The 15,536-nt window shown below is 63.7% G+C and carries 11 protein-coding genes; all 11 read right to left on the bottom strand.

The window, feature by feature from the left end:
- Positions 1-229: 229 nt before the first annotated feature.
- Positions 230-2,512, bottom strand: coding sequence for an EAL domain-containing protein (locus IM701_RS21835; RefSeq protein WP_230487817.1), 2,283 nt, complete (start codon positions 2,510-2,512; stop codon positions 230-232).
- 82 nt (positions 2,513-2,594) lie between these two features.
- Positions 2,595-4,484: an XrtA/PEP-CTERM system amidotransferase gene (locus tag IM701_RS05810; protein WP_193828063.1), complete on the bottom strand. Its 1,890-nt coding sequence runs from the start codon at positions 4,482-4,484 to the stop codon at positions 2,595-2,597.
- 11 nt (positions 4,485-4,495) lie between these two features.
- Positions 4,496-6,064: an exosortase A gene (gene xrtA / locus IM701_RS05805; protein ID WP_230487816.1), complete on the bottom strand. Its 1,569-nt coding sequence runs from the start codon at positions 6,062-6,064 to the stop codon at positions 4,496-4,498.
- Positions 6,051-7,280, bottom strand: a complete 1,230-nt coding sequence (locus IM701_RS05800) for a TIGR03087 family PEP-CTERM/XrtA system glycosyltransferase (RefSeq protein ID WP_193828062.1) — start codon at positions 7,278-7,280, stop codon at positions 6,051-6,053. Before IM701_RS05800 ends, xrtA begins: the two co-directional genes overlap by 14 nt.
- Entirely contained in the window at positions 7,277-8,332 is a 1,056-nt protein-coding gene (locus tag IM701_RS05795) for a FemAB family XrtA/PEP-CTERM system-associated protein (protein ID WP_193828061.1), read from the bottom strand. Before IM701_RS05795 ends, IM701_RS05800 begins: the two co-directional genes overlap by 4 nt.
- A complete protein-coding gene (locus IM701_RS05790; RefSeq protein WP_193828060.1) occupies positions 8,329-9,231 on the bottom strand; it encodes an XrtA system polysaccharide deacetylase in 903 nt (300 codons plus the stop codon). Before IM701_RS05790 ends, IM701_RS05795 begins: the two co-directional genes overlap by 4 nt.
- A 23-nt stretch (positions 9,232-9,254) precedes the next feature.
- Entirely contained in the window at positions 9,255-10,505 is a 1,251-nt protein-coding gene (locus tag IM701_RS05785; protein ID WP_039331405.1) for an XrtA/PEP-CTERM system-associated ATPase, read from the bottom strand.
- Positions 10,506-10,523: 18 nt separating this feature from the next.
- Positions 10,524-12,224: a preprotein translocase subunit YajC gene (locus IM701_RS05780; RefSeq protein ID WP_230487815.1), complete on the bottom strand. Its 1,701-nt coding sequence runs from the start codon at positions 12,222-12,224 to the stop codon at positions 10,524-10,526.
- A 5-nt stretch (positions 12,225-12,229) separates the two neighbouring features.
- Entirely contained in the window at positions 12,230-13,174 is a 945-nt protein-coding gene (locus IM701_RS05775; RefSeq protein WP_193828058.1) for an AAA family ATPase, read from the bottom strand.
- An 11-nt stretch (positions 13,175-13,185) separates the two neighbouring features.
- Positions 13,186-14,703, bottom strand: a complete 1,518-nt coding sequence (locus IM701_RS05770) for an XrtA system polysaccharide chain length determinant (protein ID WP_193828057.1) — start codon at positions 14,701-14,703, stop codon at positions 13,186-13,188.
- A 10-nt stretch (positions 14,704-14,713) separates the two neighbouring features.
- Complete coding sequence (locus IM701_RS05765; RefSeq protein WP_062346206.1) at positions 14,714-15,361, bottom strand: XrtA/PEP-CTERM system exopolysaccharide export protein; 648 nt, start codon at positions 15,359-15,361, stop codon at positions 14,714-14,716.
- Positions 15,362-15,536 lie beyond the last annotated feature (175 nt).

Genomic DNA, 15,536 nt, shown 5'->3' with positions numbered 1-15,536 from the left:
CGAATCGCGTCAAACCTCACGGTGATCCAATGAAACAGGCGCTGCCGCTCATGGAGCGGGCAGCGCCTTTTCGTTTAAGCCCGTGTTTCTCAATGAAAAACTAGGGCCGAAATAGCCTTACTGGAAGATCCAGCGCAGGATTTCGATAACGGCGTTTACTGCGGACATTCGTGCCTCCATCCACGATTGGAGACACATGGTTAACACCGACCTGTATGGTTAACAACTTCTAAACGAAACCAAATCGGCGCTGTCCCATTTTGAGAAGCCCCTGACAGAACTCTGGAAAAGCTTGCGGCCGGCCGAGGTAGTAGCCCTGCCCGACGTCACAGCCCAAATCAACGAGAGCGCGATAGGTCGCGTCATCCTCGATCCCCTCCGCGACAACGGTCTGGCCAAGAGCATGCGCGAGACCAATGGTTGCGCTTATGATGCTGCGTTCGCGATCGTGCGTTAACAGGCGTGAAACAAAACGCCGGTCGAGTTTGAGTTCGTCGCTAGGCAGGTCAGCAAGGTATGCCAGACTCGCCTCACCAGTCCCGAAATCGTCAATTGAAAGGCGAAAGCCCATGGCACGGAGTTGGGAGAGGTTCTGAACTGCGGCGGGACGATTTCGCACGCTCGACGTTTCAGTCACTTCGATCGTCAACAGCCTGGCGTCGATGTTTCGACGACGGACGATCTCGGCAAAGTTGGAGACGAGAGATGGCTTGTCCACCATCTGTGCTGACAGATTGATGCTCATTTGAAAACGTTGGTCCGCTGCATTGAGAGCCAAGGCAGCGGTGATCGCCTCGTCTACCACCCAGTAAGTCAGTGCATCAATTCGGCCAGCGCGCTCCGCTTGCAGTATGAACGCATCGGGTGCGATTGGCCCCCGGGTCGGGTGATTCCATCTGATGAGAGCTTCAGCACCGCAAGCGTGACCCAATCGCATGTCCCACTGGCTTTGGTACGCAAGCCAAATTTCGCCGTTTCGCAATCCTTCATCTATGCGAGCATGAAGCGATAACTCCCAACTCGCTTCGGCAAGCCGTTCCGCTTCGAACAATTCCACAGAGCGGCCAGAACTGAGCGCATCGTTCGCACTCGCGAGCGCCGAATTGACGCGAGTCTGGGCATCCAGCCCTTCATTTCGATCGAGTCCGAAATGAATGTTGGTGTCAAAAGTATAGGTGCCGATCTGCAAAGCCGCAGAAAACAGTGCACGCAGACCTTCAAGGTGATTGAGTTGCATTTCGAGCGGACGTGCTTCTTCGGTCCACGCAAAATGACCACCCTCCCCGTTGAAGATTGTCTCGATACCCGAGCCGACGGATAATCTCCTCGCAATCTGGCGAGCGCATTCTCCATGAAGATCACGCGGCAACGTTGCCAGAATCTCCTCGTAGCGACCGATGACAGCGACGATGACGTCACGTCCGACTTCGAAAGGCTGGGCGCTAAGGGCCAGAAGGTTGGGCAGGCCAGACGTGCTGGTATGCTGGACTCGCCTTACCCGGACTTGCCAGGCGCGAGCCCCGCCATAGATCATAAGCGACAGGAACGCTGCGCCAGTATCAACGGTGACGCCAATCAGCTGAAGAGCCGGAGCAATGACGAAAGGAGCGAACGCTGCAAGAGCGTGCAGTGTGAACTTCGACTTTCGAGAGCCTGCTCGGGATCCCGCTCTGATCAGCAACCACGAAATGAGCAGCAGCGGCAGTTGCCCCAGAGAGAGCGAGATCGGCTTGGCCAGGCCAGATGCCCCCGCGATATCGACGGCCAGAGGGTGTATGCGCCCCTTGCCATAATACCCGATTGTTGGGACATTCTGGGATTGCGTGACCACGATCGTACGACCGGTGAGCAGCCCTGGCGTGTAGGACCCGCTAAGCAGCATCCTCTCGCCGACCTTGGGGATCGTGTCAGGATCGACCAGAAAATCCGGTTCAAAGGTGTCCTGAAGCCCGGAGTACTTCCCAGCAAGGGACGCTGCAAATGTGGGGTAATCGCGCCCGGCGATATTCACTGAATATGGGGACGACACGGCATAATCGATAAAGTTGCCGTTCCACACGGAGATAACTATTGGCGCCACGTCCGACAGCGCCTTTGGCGGCATGCGGACATCTCGAATCGTGAATGTGTGGCCTAGACTCCCGACCGTCTGACCACGCGCCACGAGAGAAACCCCTGATCCAAACGATCTGACTGTTTCAGCCAACAATCGATCGCCCGCAGCATCTGTGCCGTACTTTACTGGTGCGTCTACATAGACCCGATAGGGCATCTGGGGACGGAGCTGCTCCAGCACCCGCGCTAGCCTGGGTGTAGCAACCGTGTCGGAATCGGGGTGGTCACTGTCGCTCTCAAGTTCGACGATGACCGTGGAGCCGTTGGCTTGGCGTTGGTTCAGCTTGTACCTGACATTCCAATAACCATGATCAATAGGTGTCAGAAAATCGGTAAGCGCCAGCAACGCCGGGATCAGCAGCGCGAGATACAGGGGGGTGCGCAGTTTCTTCAGCATGGACCCACAGGCGTTGTTTCCACACCCGATTAGTCCGCAATGGTGAAGATCACCTTACCGAGCAGATAGACTTAATGGCCGGTCAACCAAGGCGATCCAATGATTTCCGCAGCATGAGAAGCTGCCAGATCAATCGGCTGTGGTCGGCACGGCCCGTCATGTGGGCCTCGGCAAGCGCGTCGATGCGTGTGCTGTTGAACCAGCCGGTGGCAGCTAGAGATCCGCTGGCAGCAAGACCGCGCGCTTCCGCTGCCAAGGGACCGCGCAGCCACTGCGCAATCGGCGTGACGAATCCCATCTTCGGGCGAAACAGCACGTCCTGCGGCAGATAACGGCGCATTGTCTGCTTCATGAGCCACTTGCCCGTACTGCCTCGCACACGCATTCGTTCGGGCAGTCGCGCGCCGAATTCGACAAGCCGATGATCAAGCAGCGGTTCGCGCGCTTCCAGACTGACCGCCATGCTCGTCCGGTCGACCTTGGTCAGGATATCGCCGGGCATGTAGAACTTGAGGTCCGCATACTGGGCACGGTCCAGGCCAGAGCGGGCGGGAGCCTTGCGCATCAACTCCATCAACGGCTGTTCGGCCCGGTATTCACCGCGCAGCGACATGAAATCAGGCGTATAGAGCGTGTCTCGCAAGTCCGCCGACGTCACGGCTAGGGCGCGCGCGTATCCTTCCTCACCGCTGCCGGCGAGGCTGAGCAGCGTCGTCCTTGCGCGAAGCGGACGAGGTGCCCAGTCCGCCTTTGGCCACAGACGGCCCATGGTCCCGAACACCGGCTTTCGCAGCGCGGAAGGCAACAGGCCCCTCGCCTGTTCCTCGCGGTGCTGGAATGTCTGCCTGCGGTAACCGGCAAAAGCCTCGTCCGCCCCGTCGCCGGAAAGGGCCACCGTGACATGCTCGCGCGCCAGCTCGCAGACCCGGAATGTCGGGAGCGCCGACGCATCGGCGAAAGGCTCGTCGAACATGGCAGCAAGCCGATCAACCAGCGAGAAGTCTTCCGGCGAAACCGTGCGCTTCCAGTGCTGGGTGCCATATTGCGCGGCGATCCGATCCGCATAAGCGGTCTCGTCGAGCGCTGCGACATCGAAACCGATCGAACAGGTCTTTACCGGTGCCGTACTTGCCTCGGCCATGAGCGCGACGACGCTTGAACTGTCAACCCCGCCCGAAAGGAACGCCCCCAAGGGCACGTCGGCGAGCATGCGCGAAGTGACGGCCTCGCGCATATGGTGGAGCAGATGGGCCTCAAGATCCTGCCGACTGCCGGTGGCACGATCGGCGAAGGACACGTCCCACCACTGCACCGGCGGCGATGGCGGTGCATCGGCTCGAAGCAACTGGTAATGCCCGGCAGCAAGCTTCTGCACGCCCTTGAGGATCGAGCGGTGATCCGGGACATAGCCCCAGGCAAGGTAATCTTCGACAGCCAGCGGATCGATTTCACGCCGCAGCGACGGGTGCGCGAGCAGCGCCTTCAGTTCCGAACCAAAGATGACGGCGCCGTCGGCAAGGCGCGCGGTGAACAGCGGCTTTACGCCAAAGCGATCTCGCGCCAGCAAGGTAGTGCGCTGGCGCAGGTCGTGCAGCGCGAAAGCGAACATGCCGTGAAGGCGCGGCAGGCAGCCGACGCCCCAATGCCGCCAGGCCTGGAGAATGACCTCGGTGTCGCCATCGGTGCGGAAGGTTGCGCCGAGCGCAATCAGGTCACTGCGAAGTTCCCTGTAGTTGTAGATCTCGCCGTTGAAGACGATGGCCGCATCGCCTTCGGCCGCGAGCATCGGCTGTGGCGATCCGGCGAGGTCGATGATGGACAGGCGGCGATGGCCGAGGCCGACGCCCGGCGCCGTCCAGACGCCTTCGCCATCAGGCCCGCGATGGGCGATGGCATCGCACATCCTCCGGACCCGTTCCGGATCGACAGGCTTGAGACCTTCGGTATGGATGATTCCGGCAATTCCGCACATGCGAACGTGACCTAGCGCCCTGCAGCCGTGCGGTCCATCCACGCTTCGACCGGGCCGATCGCGGCAATGGCGGCGCGAAGGGAGGCTTCGGCGGGAGGCTGGCCGGGAACCCCGTCTTCCGCGGACAGGATCAGCGCGGCCGTGCTGCGGGTCCGCAGCAGCAGACGGTCAACGATGTTGGCAAGCTTCAGGCGCGTGTTGCTACCGGTGATGAGCGGGCCGGAGCGATAGTAGCTCTCGGCAAGACGATGGACCGGACCTGCTGCCTGGATGCGCTCAGCAAGGCCTCCGGCGAGCGGAGCAGCGGACCTTTCCCACGCCCACCCGCTGTCGAGCGGTATGGCGCCCTGTCCGAAACCGCCAGCCTCGCGGCCATCGGCCTGCGCCGCGTAGAGCGCGAACGAAATGTCGACGACATGGCCGGAACTATCGCGGAAACGCCCGAGAAGGACGTGCGAGGCGCCGGAATGCAGCGGCTTCCATGGCACCTGAGGCGTGAAGTCGATCTGCTGCCAGCCAGGGATCGGGGCAAAGTCTATCCGTGCCGGCATCGGTGCCTCGAGGCGAACGGCCCAGGCGCTCCACCCGGTAAAGATCAGCGCCAGAGCTGCGAGCGCCGCAAGCGCCCTCGGCGGTCGGATCCGATATTGCGAAAGTGCACTCAGCAGACGGTTGGCCTGGATGGCTTCGGCATCGATCATGCGATCATCGATCGCGCGGTCGAAAAAGCGCCAGGCGATGACCATGACCAGCGCCATCACCAGCGCGAAGAAGATCCATCCGTAGAAGATGTGATCGAACCCGGCGGCGAATTCGATGCCGCGGTGTTCGGCGATGAAGATGGTGCCCCAGGCCCGCACGCCATTCGCCAGGATCGGCATGGCGATGCTCAAGCCCATGAACGCAATGCGACGGCTCCACGAGGCGAAGCAGACGTTGGCGACCAATGCGCCGTACGCGATCATCGCGATGAGGAACTTGACGCCAGAACAGGCCTCGGCCACTTCGAAATAGCCGCCCGGCGTGGTGATGAAGACACCTTCGATATGCGCCGGCACCTGGCTCGCATCGAGCAGCGCCATCGTCATCTGTGCGGTAATCGTCTGCAGGAACGGGATCAGCTCGTCTCCGGCCGGCACCAGAAACAGCATGTAGGCAATCGGAAAGAGCAGACCGGCGCAGACCCTGGGGCCGAGGAGGACCACTGCACTTGCCTGCGCCATCAGGACAACGCCAAGCTGCGTGGCCAGTGACAGACCCGCAAATGTTCCGAGAAGCCAAAGAAACGCCGCACCGCCAAAGAACACCAGACCAGGCCACCAGCCCTGCGGCTCGAGCTTCACCACCTCGCGCCAGCGTAGCGAGATCAGCCAAGCCAGGATGAAGGGGATCAGGAGGACGTGATTGTAAGTCGAGCTGTCCCACCATTGCAGGAACATCTCGCGCCAGTCGGTAGCGAAAAGCGCGACGTTGCAGGCCCAAGCGATGGCAAGACAAGCGAGCGCGTGGCGCCACGCTGCGGGCAGATTGGCCCAGCGCTGCTGGAGCGGCGCTTTCAGGGTCAGATCAGGCTGCGGCACGTGAACCCTCAGGTGCCGTAAGACCGAGCAAGCCGGCCAGCGGGGCAAGTACGCCTGCCCAGCCGCACTTCTCTACGACGAAGGAGCGGGCAGACTGACCGATCGTGCCCGCCCGGACCTTGTCGTGAAGCAAGCTCAGCGCGGCTTTCGCCAAGGCTTCGGCGCCGTTTGCGACTACGAGTTCCTGCCCGTCGCGCGCGGGGATGCCGGTGGCGGCTTCGGGCGTGGCCAGCACCGGGCGTGCCATCGCCATGGCTTCGAGCACCTTGTTCTGCACGCCGCGCGCGATGGTCAGCGGAGCAACGACCAATTCCGCGCCAGCCAGCCACGGTCGGACATCGATCACCGCGCCGGTCACGCGAGTGCCGTGGACGCCTTCGAGCGCGCGAACGGCGAGCGTCGGCGCGCGGCCCACGACGTTGAAGCGGGCTTGCGGAAATACCGCGCGGATCTGCGGCATGACCGCCTGCGCAAACATCTCCACGGCCGCGATGTTCGGGGGGTAGTCCATCTGGCCAGTGAAGGTGATGTGCGGCCCCTGCCCCTCAAGCTCGGGAGCAAGCGGCACTCCTTCAGGGTCAAAGAAGTCGGTGTCGATGCCATTGCCCAGCGCCAGAACGTCGGGGTCAGCGCCCGGCAGAAGGCGCTGGCGAAACAGGGCGGCTTCTTCCGGCGTCACCAGCAGGCTTGCATTGACACGGCGAGCAACATCGCTTTCGAAACGCGACAGCAGCCGAGCTTCACGCGCGTAGAGATGAGCCAAAGGAAAGCGGGCCTGCCCTGCGTAGGATTCGAACTTTGCCGAATCGACGTCGACAAAGTCCATCACGACACGACCTGCGAAGTCCGTCGGCACGTATTGGGCCATCTGGCCGGAGAAAACGTAGATGGCCGAGATCGGACGGGTGGCGAGAACCTTGGCCACGTAAGCCGAGATGCGCTTGTCCGCGAAAGCCGTCAGGCTCACGGGCTTGCCCGACGCCAGCGCCTCAAGCGCGGCGATCTTGAGCGAGCGCGACCGCCGGACAAGGCAATGGGAAGCGGCGACGGCGGCAAGGTCAGGCTCGTGCGCCATATCGCCCTCGTCGTCGGCGAAGCACGCCACGTGCACCGGTGCAAGGCCTGCAATGTGCCGGAGGACGTGGCACGACCGGATCTTGTCGCCGCGATCGGGCGGAAACGGGATGCGATGGGCAAGGAACAGGACCTCGCTCATGCCAGGCCTTGCGCGATCAGCGGGCCGACACGGTTGGCGAGGCCAAGCGGCAGCTTCTGCCACAATGCGATCTTGGCCTTGTACTGCGGGCTGAGCGGATTGACGTCGCGCGGAGCGTGCCCATCGGCGGTCCACGTCGCATAAGCCAGTGGCTCTGGCGTGAAGCCCCAGTTGCGCTTGAAGTGGTAGGCGCCGGTATCAACCTTGGACCTGCCAAAATCGAACCGATCGCAGCCCCGCACGCGCGCATGGTTCATCAGCGCATAGTACATCACATCGTTGGCACGCATCGTCCGCGCCGCGAAGGTGCCGCCGCCCCAGTAGGGCATGACTGCGCCGCGGTGATAGAGGCTCAGTACCGAGGCGAGCGGCTGCCCGTCACTGACCACGGTCAGGATGTCAGCGTCATCGCCGAAGCCGTCCAGCACTGCATCGAACAGGCGTTTCGGGAACACCGGCGTACCGAGATTGCGGACGGATTCGGCATAGACCGCATAGTGCATCGCGCGATCCTCGGCGCTGCTGCCGGTCCGCACTTCCATGCCATAACCCAGGCCACGCCGCACCTCGGCGCGCTGCTTGCGCGGGATGGCCAGTAATTGCGCTTCATCATCTGCGGCAAGCGCCGTGACGAAGCCTGCGTGGCTGTCTGTCTTGATGTGCCAGCCCTCGCCTTCCGGCAAGGGACCGCCGCGAAGCTCGATGGTCGGACAGTTCAGGCGCACCGCCAGTTCCTGCGCGGCAATGAATAGCGCCGGGCTGCCCTCACCGACAACGCCGCCGCCCACGCCAAAGCCGGTGGAGACCAGCGCGCGGCCGAACAGCGGTGAATGGACTTCGTGCAAGGGCAAGACCGCCCGGATCACACCGTCCTGCTCCGAAATCAGGTTATGGCTGCGGTGGCCAGTCGATCGCTCGACCGCGTGAAGCCATTCTGGCCGGTGAAAGGCAGTGGTGTCGGGATGATCGGTCAGAAAGCGCGCCACAGCCCCCCGGTCATCGGGACCGCCGAGGCGTACAACGGAACTGGCGAGAAAGAATGGCGCGTTCATGCTGCGCGGCTCAACGGCGTTCGCGCAGATTCCGTGGCGGCAACCTCGTCCATCCGGCCCCAGCGGAACTCACGCACCAGACGCGACAGCTTTGCCGCCATGACATCAAGATTGGTGTAGTGCCGCAAGCGCGACTTGAGCGGGGCGACGGCGGGGCGCGGCTGGTCGGGGTCGATTTCCCAGGGGTGGAAATAGAACACCGCCGGCCGGCCATCGCGTTCGTTGACCTGGCGGATCGCCCAGCGCGAGACGGCATAGGGCAGCAGCCGGAAGAAGCCGCCACCGCCTGCCGCCATCCGTCTCCCTGCCACCTCTGCCGTCGTGACCGGTATCTCGATCAGGTCCGCGCCCTCGATGGGGCGGAACGCAAACCGCGGTGCCTCGCGCCAGCCATAGTGGTCATGCACGACAGGCGCGACCGAGGAGGAATAGACGTAGCCCTGCTCTGCCAGCACTTCATGCGCCCAGGGAGTGCGGGCATCGATGGAAAAGCTTGGCGCGCGATAACCGGTGACGCGCTGCCCGGTCACGTCTTCCAGCACCTTGCGCGCGCGTGCGATGTCGGCAGCAAAGGCTTCGCGGCCCAGCATGAATACGCGGGCGTGATCCCAACCATGGCTGGCGATCTCGTGCCCTGCGCCAGCGATACGGCGCATCATCGCCGGGTAGCGCTCGGCAATCCAGCCAAGCGTGAAGAACGTTCCCTTCACGCCCGCTTCCTCGAACAGAGAAAGGATCTGCTCGCAATTGCGCTCGACCCGGCAATCGAGCCCGTCCCAGTCCTTGCGGTCAATCACGGTTTCGAACGCGCCGACCTGGAACCAGTCCTCGACGTCGACAGAGAGTCCGTTCAGCATCTGGCCATTCAGCACTTGGCCGTTCAGCACCCCGGACGACATCTGTTCACCCCTTATGACGCCGCTCACGCAGCGGCGCGATGGAAGTCTTCGGCCTCGATCCACTCGATCAGCATGGTCAGGGTGTGGCGAATGGCCTGTTCCTGCTCGCTGGTCCGTGATTCCAGCGCGGCAATCGTACGCTGGGCCTCTGCCAGTGCAGCCAGCACACCGTCATCGCCGGGACGTGCTTCGAGAGCGGCGATGCGGCGATTGGCTTCTTCAAGCTGCGCGGCAAGATCGAAGTCCGGCAGCGGCGCGACTGGCGCGGCGCGCATGTCGGCCAGTTCGATGATCGCCTGCTGGAGTTCGGCAATCTGCTCGTCGCGTTCAGCCAGAGCGGCACGCCATGCGCTCTCGTCCAGGGCCGGCGCGGCAACAGGCGCCTGAGCGGCCGGGAGGTCAACCTGGGGCACATCGGCCAAGGGAGCGGGGGCGACCGAGACCTGCGGCTTGCCGAAAGCGCCGTCGCCCGCAAGGTCCGCCAGCACGGCCTGCAGCATCGCCGCATCGATATGATCGCGCTGCTCCACCGCGCCCATCAGCATCAGGCGGTTGACGATCTGGTTGATCCGGCGGGGCACGCCGCCGCTGGCCTTGGCGAGATCGGCATAGACGCGCGCATCGAACTGCGGACGCCCCTGCCAGCCTACCAGCGCAAGGCGATGCTCGACATAGCTGCCGACTTCAGCCGGCTCCATCGCATCAAGGTGATGCGATGCGATGACGCGCTGGCGCAATTGCTCGAGCTCGGGCGACGTCTGGATCAGCGTGCGGAACTCAGGCTGGCCGAGCAACAGGATCTGCAGCAGCGGGTGCGCGCCCAACTGGAAGTTGGAAAGCATGCGCAGCTCTTCGAGCGCTTCGACCGAAAGGTTCTGCGATTCATCGACCACCAGCAGGCAGCGGCGGCCTTCGCGCGCTTCATGATGCAGGAACGCCTCGATCTGGGCGAGTGCGGTGGCCTTGTCGTGGCCCGCCACTTCCAGTCCGAAGGCGCGAGCGGCGACGTGAATCAGTTCCTCGCCATCGAGCGCCGAGGTGACGATCTGGGCAGCGGTGAGTCGCTGGCGATCGACCGTCGCCATGAGGTGCGCTGCGAGCGTCGACTTGCCCGCGCCGACTTCGCCGGTGATGACGATGAAGCCCTCACCCTGAGCAAGGCCATAACCGAGGTAAGACAAGGCCTTACGGTGCGTTCCGCTCTCGAAATAGAAGCGCGGATCGGGCGTCAGCTGGAACGGACGGCCGGTAAGTCCATAAAATTCATCGTACATCGAAGCCGTCTCCGGGCATCAGAAGGAATAGCGCAGGCCAACAAGGCCCGATGCGATTACTTCGTCTTCAATCACTTTACGGTTAACACTATCCAAACCGACCGCTGCGGTCGCCACGAGGCGGTCCGTCAGGTTGCGGAAGTAGGCGGCGTTGACGCCCACCGTGGTCACGTCGCCAAGGCTCGAAGCGCCTGACTCGAACCACGCGGCATAAGCCGAAACGGCGAAGCTCGACCGCCGGTCGATCGGGCCGTTGAGCCCGGCGTCGACATAGAAGCTTTCGTCCACCAAGCCATTCGCAGCGCCAAGAACCGAATCCTCCCGAGCGATGTACTTGCGGCGGATGTAGCCTGCGCCAACCCCGGCCTGCAGGCGGCCGAGGCGGTGGGCATAAGTGGCGTTGACGCCGCGGGCGCGGAACACCGAACTTGCGACCGAGGACAGCGCGTTGTTGACGCAGCCGCCGGATTCGGAGCCGATGGCGCAACCGCTGATCTGGCCGTTGAACGGATCGCGGTTGACCTGGAAATCGGTCGGCAGATCGCGCAGCGCGCGGTTCACCTGCCCGCCAAAGCCCGACACGTTGTCGTAGACGGCGACTGTCAGCGAGCTGCGCACGTTCGGGTTGTAGGAGAAGCTGCCGTAGTAGGTCGTGCTGTCATAGCGGCGGCCGACAAAGCCAGAGAGTGCAGTGCGTCGGCTCGGCCGCCACATCACGCCTGCGTCCCAGGTAAAGCCTTCGGTATCGTAAGCCAGCTTGCGGGCCTGCGACTTGTCGGTGACGTAGCGGCCGTTGCTGCCGATCACCGGCACGCCAGCGGCATCGCGCACGGCATCACGGGCAGATACCTCCACATCCTCGTATCCGACCGCGGCAACGAGGGCGAGTTCCATCGTGACGGGATAGGTGACCTGCACGCCTGCGCGCATGTCACGCACGCGCTGATCGAGGTTGCTCACGTCTTCCTGGTAGTACGATCCGCTGGCCGTGATGCCCACCGGAAGGACCGTATCAGGCGCAATGCCTGCAGAGACTTGCGCCGACTGCGATACGGAATCGTCGAAGATGTCGGTCAGTGCCTGCCCCGGGGAAAGCTGGAGGGCATCTTTCTGCTGCACCTTGGTGTAACCGAGGATGTAGGAGCCAGACAGCGCAACGTCGCCCACGTGGGTGGAAACGGCAGGTCCGGCGTAGAGCGAATAGACCTGGCTTACCGCGTCGTCGGCGGCGAGCGGATTGAGCGTCGACGCGCCGCTGCCCTCGACGCGTGTGCGGGCAGCAAGCGCACCAGCTTCGACCGAGAGAGTGCGCGGGATCAGGTCATGCTTGACGCGCGCGAGGCCGGAAAGCGTATCCCCGTCACGCACGCGATCCGTCTGCGATATCCGCCGCTCATAGCGGATGGAGACGGCGCCTTGTGTGCGACGACCGTTGAGCGTCATGTCGACACCGGCCGCGATCGTGCTGTAGGTCAGCACTTCGTCGCCGGGCGAGAGCTCCCACAGCACGTTCTGCGTGGCTTCGATGTAGGGCGTGATCGTGGCGCGAGGGCCGCCACCGGCACCGCGCGAGGTCAGGCCCCCGCCCTTGCGCGGAGCATCGGCCTTGCCCGACGGCGCATCACCATCGACGCTCTCGTAATCGAGCGATTGCGCGTGAAGCGGACCTGCCACGAGCATCGCCCCGGGAAGCGCGAGCAGGCGCAAAGGAAGCCGCATCCGGGTCATTCCTTGTATCCATAGTAAGTGCCGAAGCGGCGACCGGTGGTCGAGAACCGCGTGCCGTTGAGCAGGAGCTTGATGTCCTCGCAGGCCGAGAGCAGGCTCACGGCATCGCGCAGCGCGGCTTCGCCGGTGATATCGGCGCGCACCACCATCACGGTCTGCCCGACGTGATTGGCCAGGACGCTGGCAGGCGAAGCTGCCAGTACCGGCGGCGAATCGAATATGACCACGCGGTTCGGGGCATGGGCCGTCAGCCGGGCCAGCACAACCTCGGTACGGGCGGAGGCGAGGTATTCGGTGTCGGACCCCGTCGCATTGCCGGCTGGCAGGACGTAGAGCCCGGCGATGTCGGTGCCGATCACGCAGTCTTCCACGGCAATGTCCGGATCGGCCAGCGCGTCCATCAAACCCTTCCCGCCCGGCAGGCCGAGCGTGGAGAGAACCGAAGGCTTGGCGAAATCGGCATCGACCAGCAGGACTTCGGTGTCCTTCTCCGCCGCCATCGACAGCGCGAGGTTGACCGCACAGAAGGTCTTGCCCTCACCCGGGTGGGCCGAAGCGACAAGAATGCGCTCGCCATGCTCGACCCGCTCGTCTGCCGCCGTGCGCAGCAACTGGCGCTTCACGATGCGAAATTCCTCGAGCAGGCCGGTCACCCCGCCCTCGGGCTCGATCAGGCACTGTTCGCGCAAATGCGCGCGGTCGATCGCGTGGCGCTCGCCAGTGAACGGACGCACCGGCGGCTCGGACCGGACGATCGGTTCAGGCGTGACGGGCTCGGCCACAGACCTGGGCGCTGGCACTGGCGCGACCTTCGGCACCGGCGCGGGCGGAAGGTCGGGCACGACCGGGCGCGTCAACGTGCGGAAATCGAAGGTGCCCGAAGCGCGCTCGATCAGCGAGGGGCCGCTTGCCGGGAGAGGAATCTTGCTCTGATCGGTCATCGCATGTCTCCTCAGGCCACCATGCCGCGCTTGAGCATCTCGACGCCGAGCAGGACGAAGAGGACCACGAACAGGCCCGCCACGCCGCCTGCCCAATATTTCAGGCGCTTGGCGCGCTGGGCACGGGTTTCGCGCGTGATCGCCTCGGAAATCGCGCCGAGCACGGGCAGGCCGGTGGCACGCTCCAGCTGGCCGGTGGTGGAATAGGCGGACTTGAGCTGGCCCAGCGCAAAGGCGCCGCCACAGCCCGCGCCGATGCCGACGATCAGCACAAGGAACAACAGCAGCGGCCGGTCTGGCGCAGCAGGACCGCGTGGCATCGTCGGCGGATCGATCACCTCGAACTTCACCGCATCGCGCTCGGTCTCGACCTGGCCGCGCAGGCGCAGCTGCTCACGGTCGCGCAGGAGCTTGTCGTATTGCTCCTTGAACACGTCGTAATCGCGATTGATGCGCGCAGCCTCGGCTGCCACGGTCGGCTCGCTGTACTGCTGCGCGGTCAGTTGCGAAATTTCTGCCTGAAGCGACGCGCGGCGCGATTGCAAGGAAACGAGGCTGGCCTCGCGGTCGGCCTTGATCGACACGAGCGAGCTATAGGCAGGGTTGGGCGCACCGCCGCCACCGCCCTCGCCTGCCGCAGCCTTCTGCAGGTTGGCAATTTGCGCCTTGGCCGAGATCACGTCGGGATGGCTGTCGGTCAGCCCCCGCGCGCGCATCGATCCCAGATCCGACATGGCCTGGGCCAGAGCGCCCTTGGCCCCGCCCGAAACGCCGGGAATGGCAATGGTCTGCGGGGTGCCCGAAAGCTGGCCGTTGATCGAGGCCAGCGCGCTCTGTGCCGCGAGCAGGTTGGATTCGACATCGCGCATCTGGTTGCGCGCGGCCTCGAGCCGGGTGGTCAACGAACCTGCGCCGGGGATGAAGCCAGCATTCTTCGATTCGAACTCGGTGCGCTTCAGTTCTGCTTCTTCGAGGGCCTTCTTCCGGTCGGCCAGCTGCTGGTCCATGAAGGCCAGCGTGTCGGTCATCTCGCCACGGCCGCCTGCAAGGTTCTCCTCGCGGAAGATGTCGATCATCTTCTGGACCACGTCCTGCGCAAGCTTGGCGTTCTCGCCATCGTTGCGGCCACCGCCTCCAGCCGTGCCGGTAATCTCGAACAGGTTGTCCTGCTGGCTGACCACCGTCACCTGCTTGCCGAGGCTCTCGACCGCGGCCTGCATCTGCTTGTCGGTCGTAACCTTGTCGCCCAGCCGGGTTGCGCGGACGACCTTTTCAAGGTTCACCGCGCTCGTCAGGGTCTGGCGGACACGCTCGATATCGCGCTTTCGGTCGCCACCAATGCCGATCTGGTCGGCCAGGACGTCATCGATCTGGACGAAGATGCGCGCCTTGGATTCATAGCTGTTGGGCACCATCGCCACCACCAGCCAACCGAGCAGGCAGACGGCCCATGTGATGCCCAGCGCAATCCAGCGCCGGTGCCAGATGCCATGGAGCGCAATGCGCACTTCCTCGTAAATGCTGGTCATCGGCGCGCGCTCAGAACGTGCTCTCGGGGATGATGATCACGTCGCCGGGCATAAGCAGCACGTTGGCCTTGGTATCGCCCTTGCGCAGCAGATCGCCGATGCGCACCGCGTATTCCTTCTGCGCGCCCGACTGCTTGTCGAACCGCACCAGCCGCGCCTTGTTGCCCGCGGCATATTCCGAAAGCCCGCCAACCGCGATCATCGCGTCCAGCAGCGTCATGTTGGCGCGGAACGGGATCGAGGCCGGTTTCTCGGTCGCCCCGACGATGCGCACCTGCTGACTGAAGGTCCCGGCAAACTTGTTTACGATGACCGAGACGATGGGCTCCTGGATGTACTGCGAGAGCTGAAGCTTGATGTCCTCGGCCAGCATGGAGGGCGTCTTTCCGACCGCAGGCATATCGGTGATCAACGGCGTGGTGATGCGCCCGTCCGGCCGGACCTGCACGCTCGCGCCGAGTTCAGGATTGCGCCAGACGAAGATGGTCAGTTCATCGAGCGGGCCGATCACATATTCCTCGCCGGGGCCCTCCTGCAGCGCCACGAACGAGGCAGGTGGCAACTGCGGACCTGCCCCAACTCCGCCACAGCCAGACAGGGCAAGGCTCAGCATGGCCGTGCCGGCAAGCATACGGGTCAGGCGGGAATTGAACGGCATGAACTGTCCTTCTTGCTGCGGTGGCTCCTGCGCAAAAGCCTCGTCAGCCGCATGCGCAGGTCCGCAAATCACCGCTGGCTATCGCCAAAAAGGGTGAAGATTGCGTTAGCCTTGATTGCTTGAAGGCGTGACGCCAAGCGCCCATTCGCCGCCGTCCCGTAACGGGACTGGCGCG

The organism is Novosphingobium sp. ES2-1, from assembly GCF_015169775.1.
GTDB lineage: Bacteria > Pseudomonadota > Alphaproteobacteria > Sphingomonadales > Sphingomonadaceae > Novosphingobium > Novosphingobium subterraneum.
Note: the sequence above shows the minus strand (reverse complement) of the source record. Positions and strands in the feature narration are given on the sequence as shown.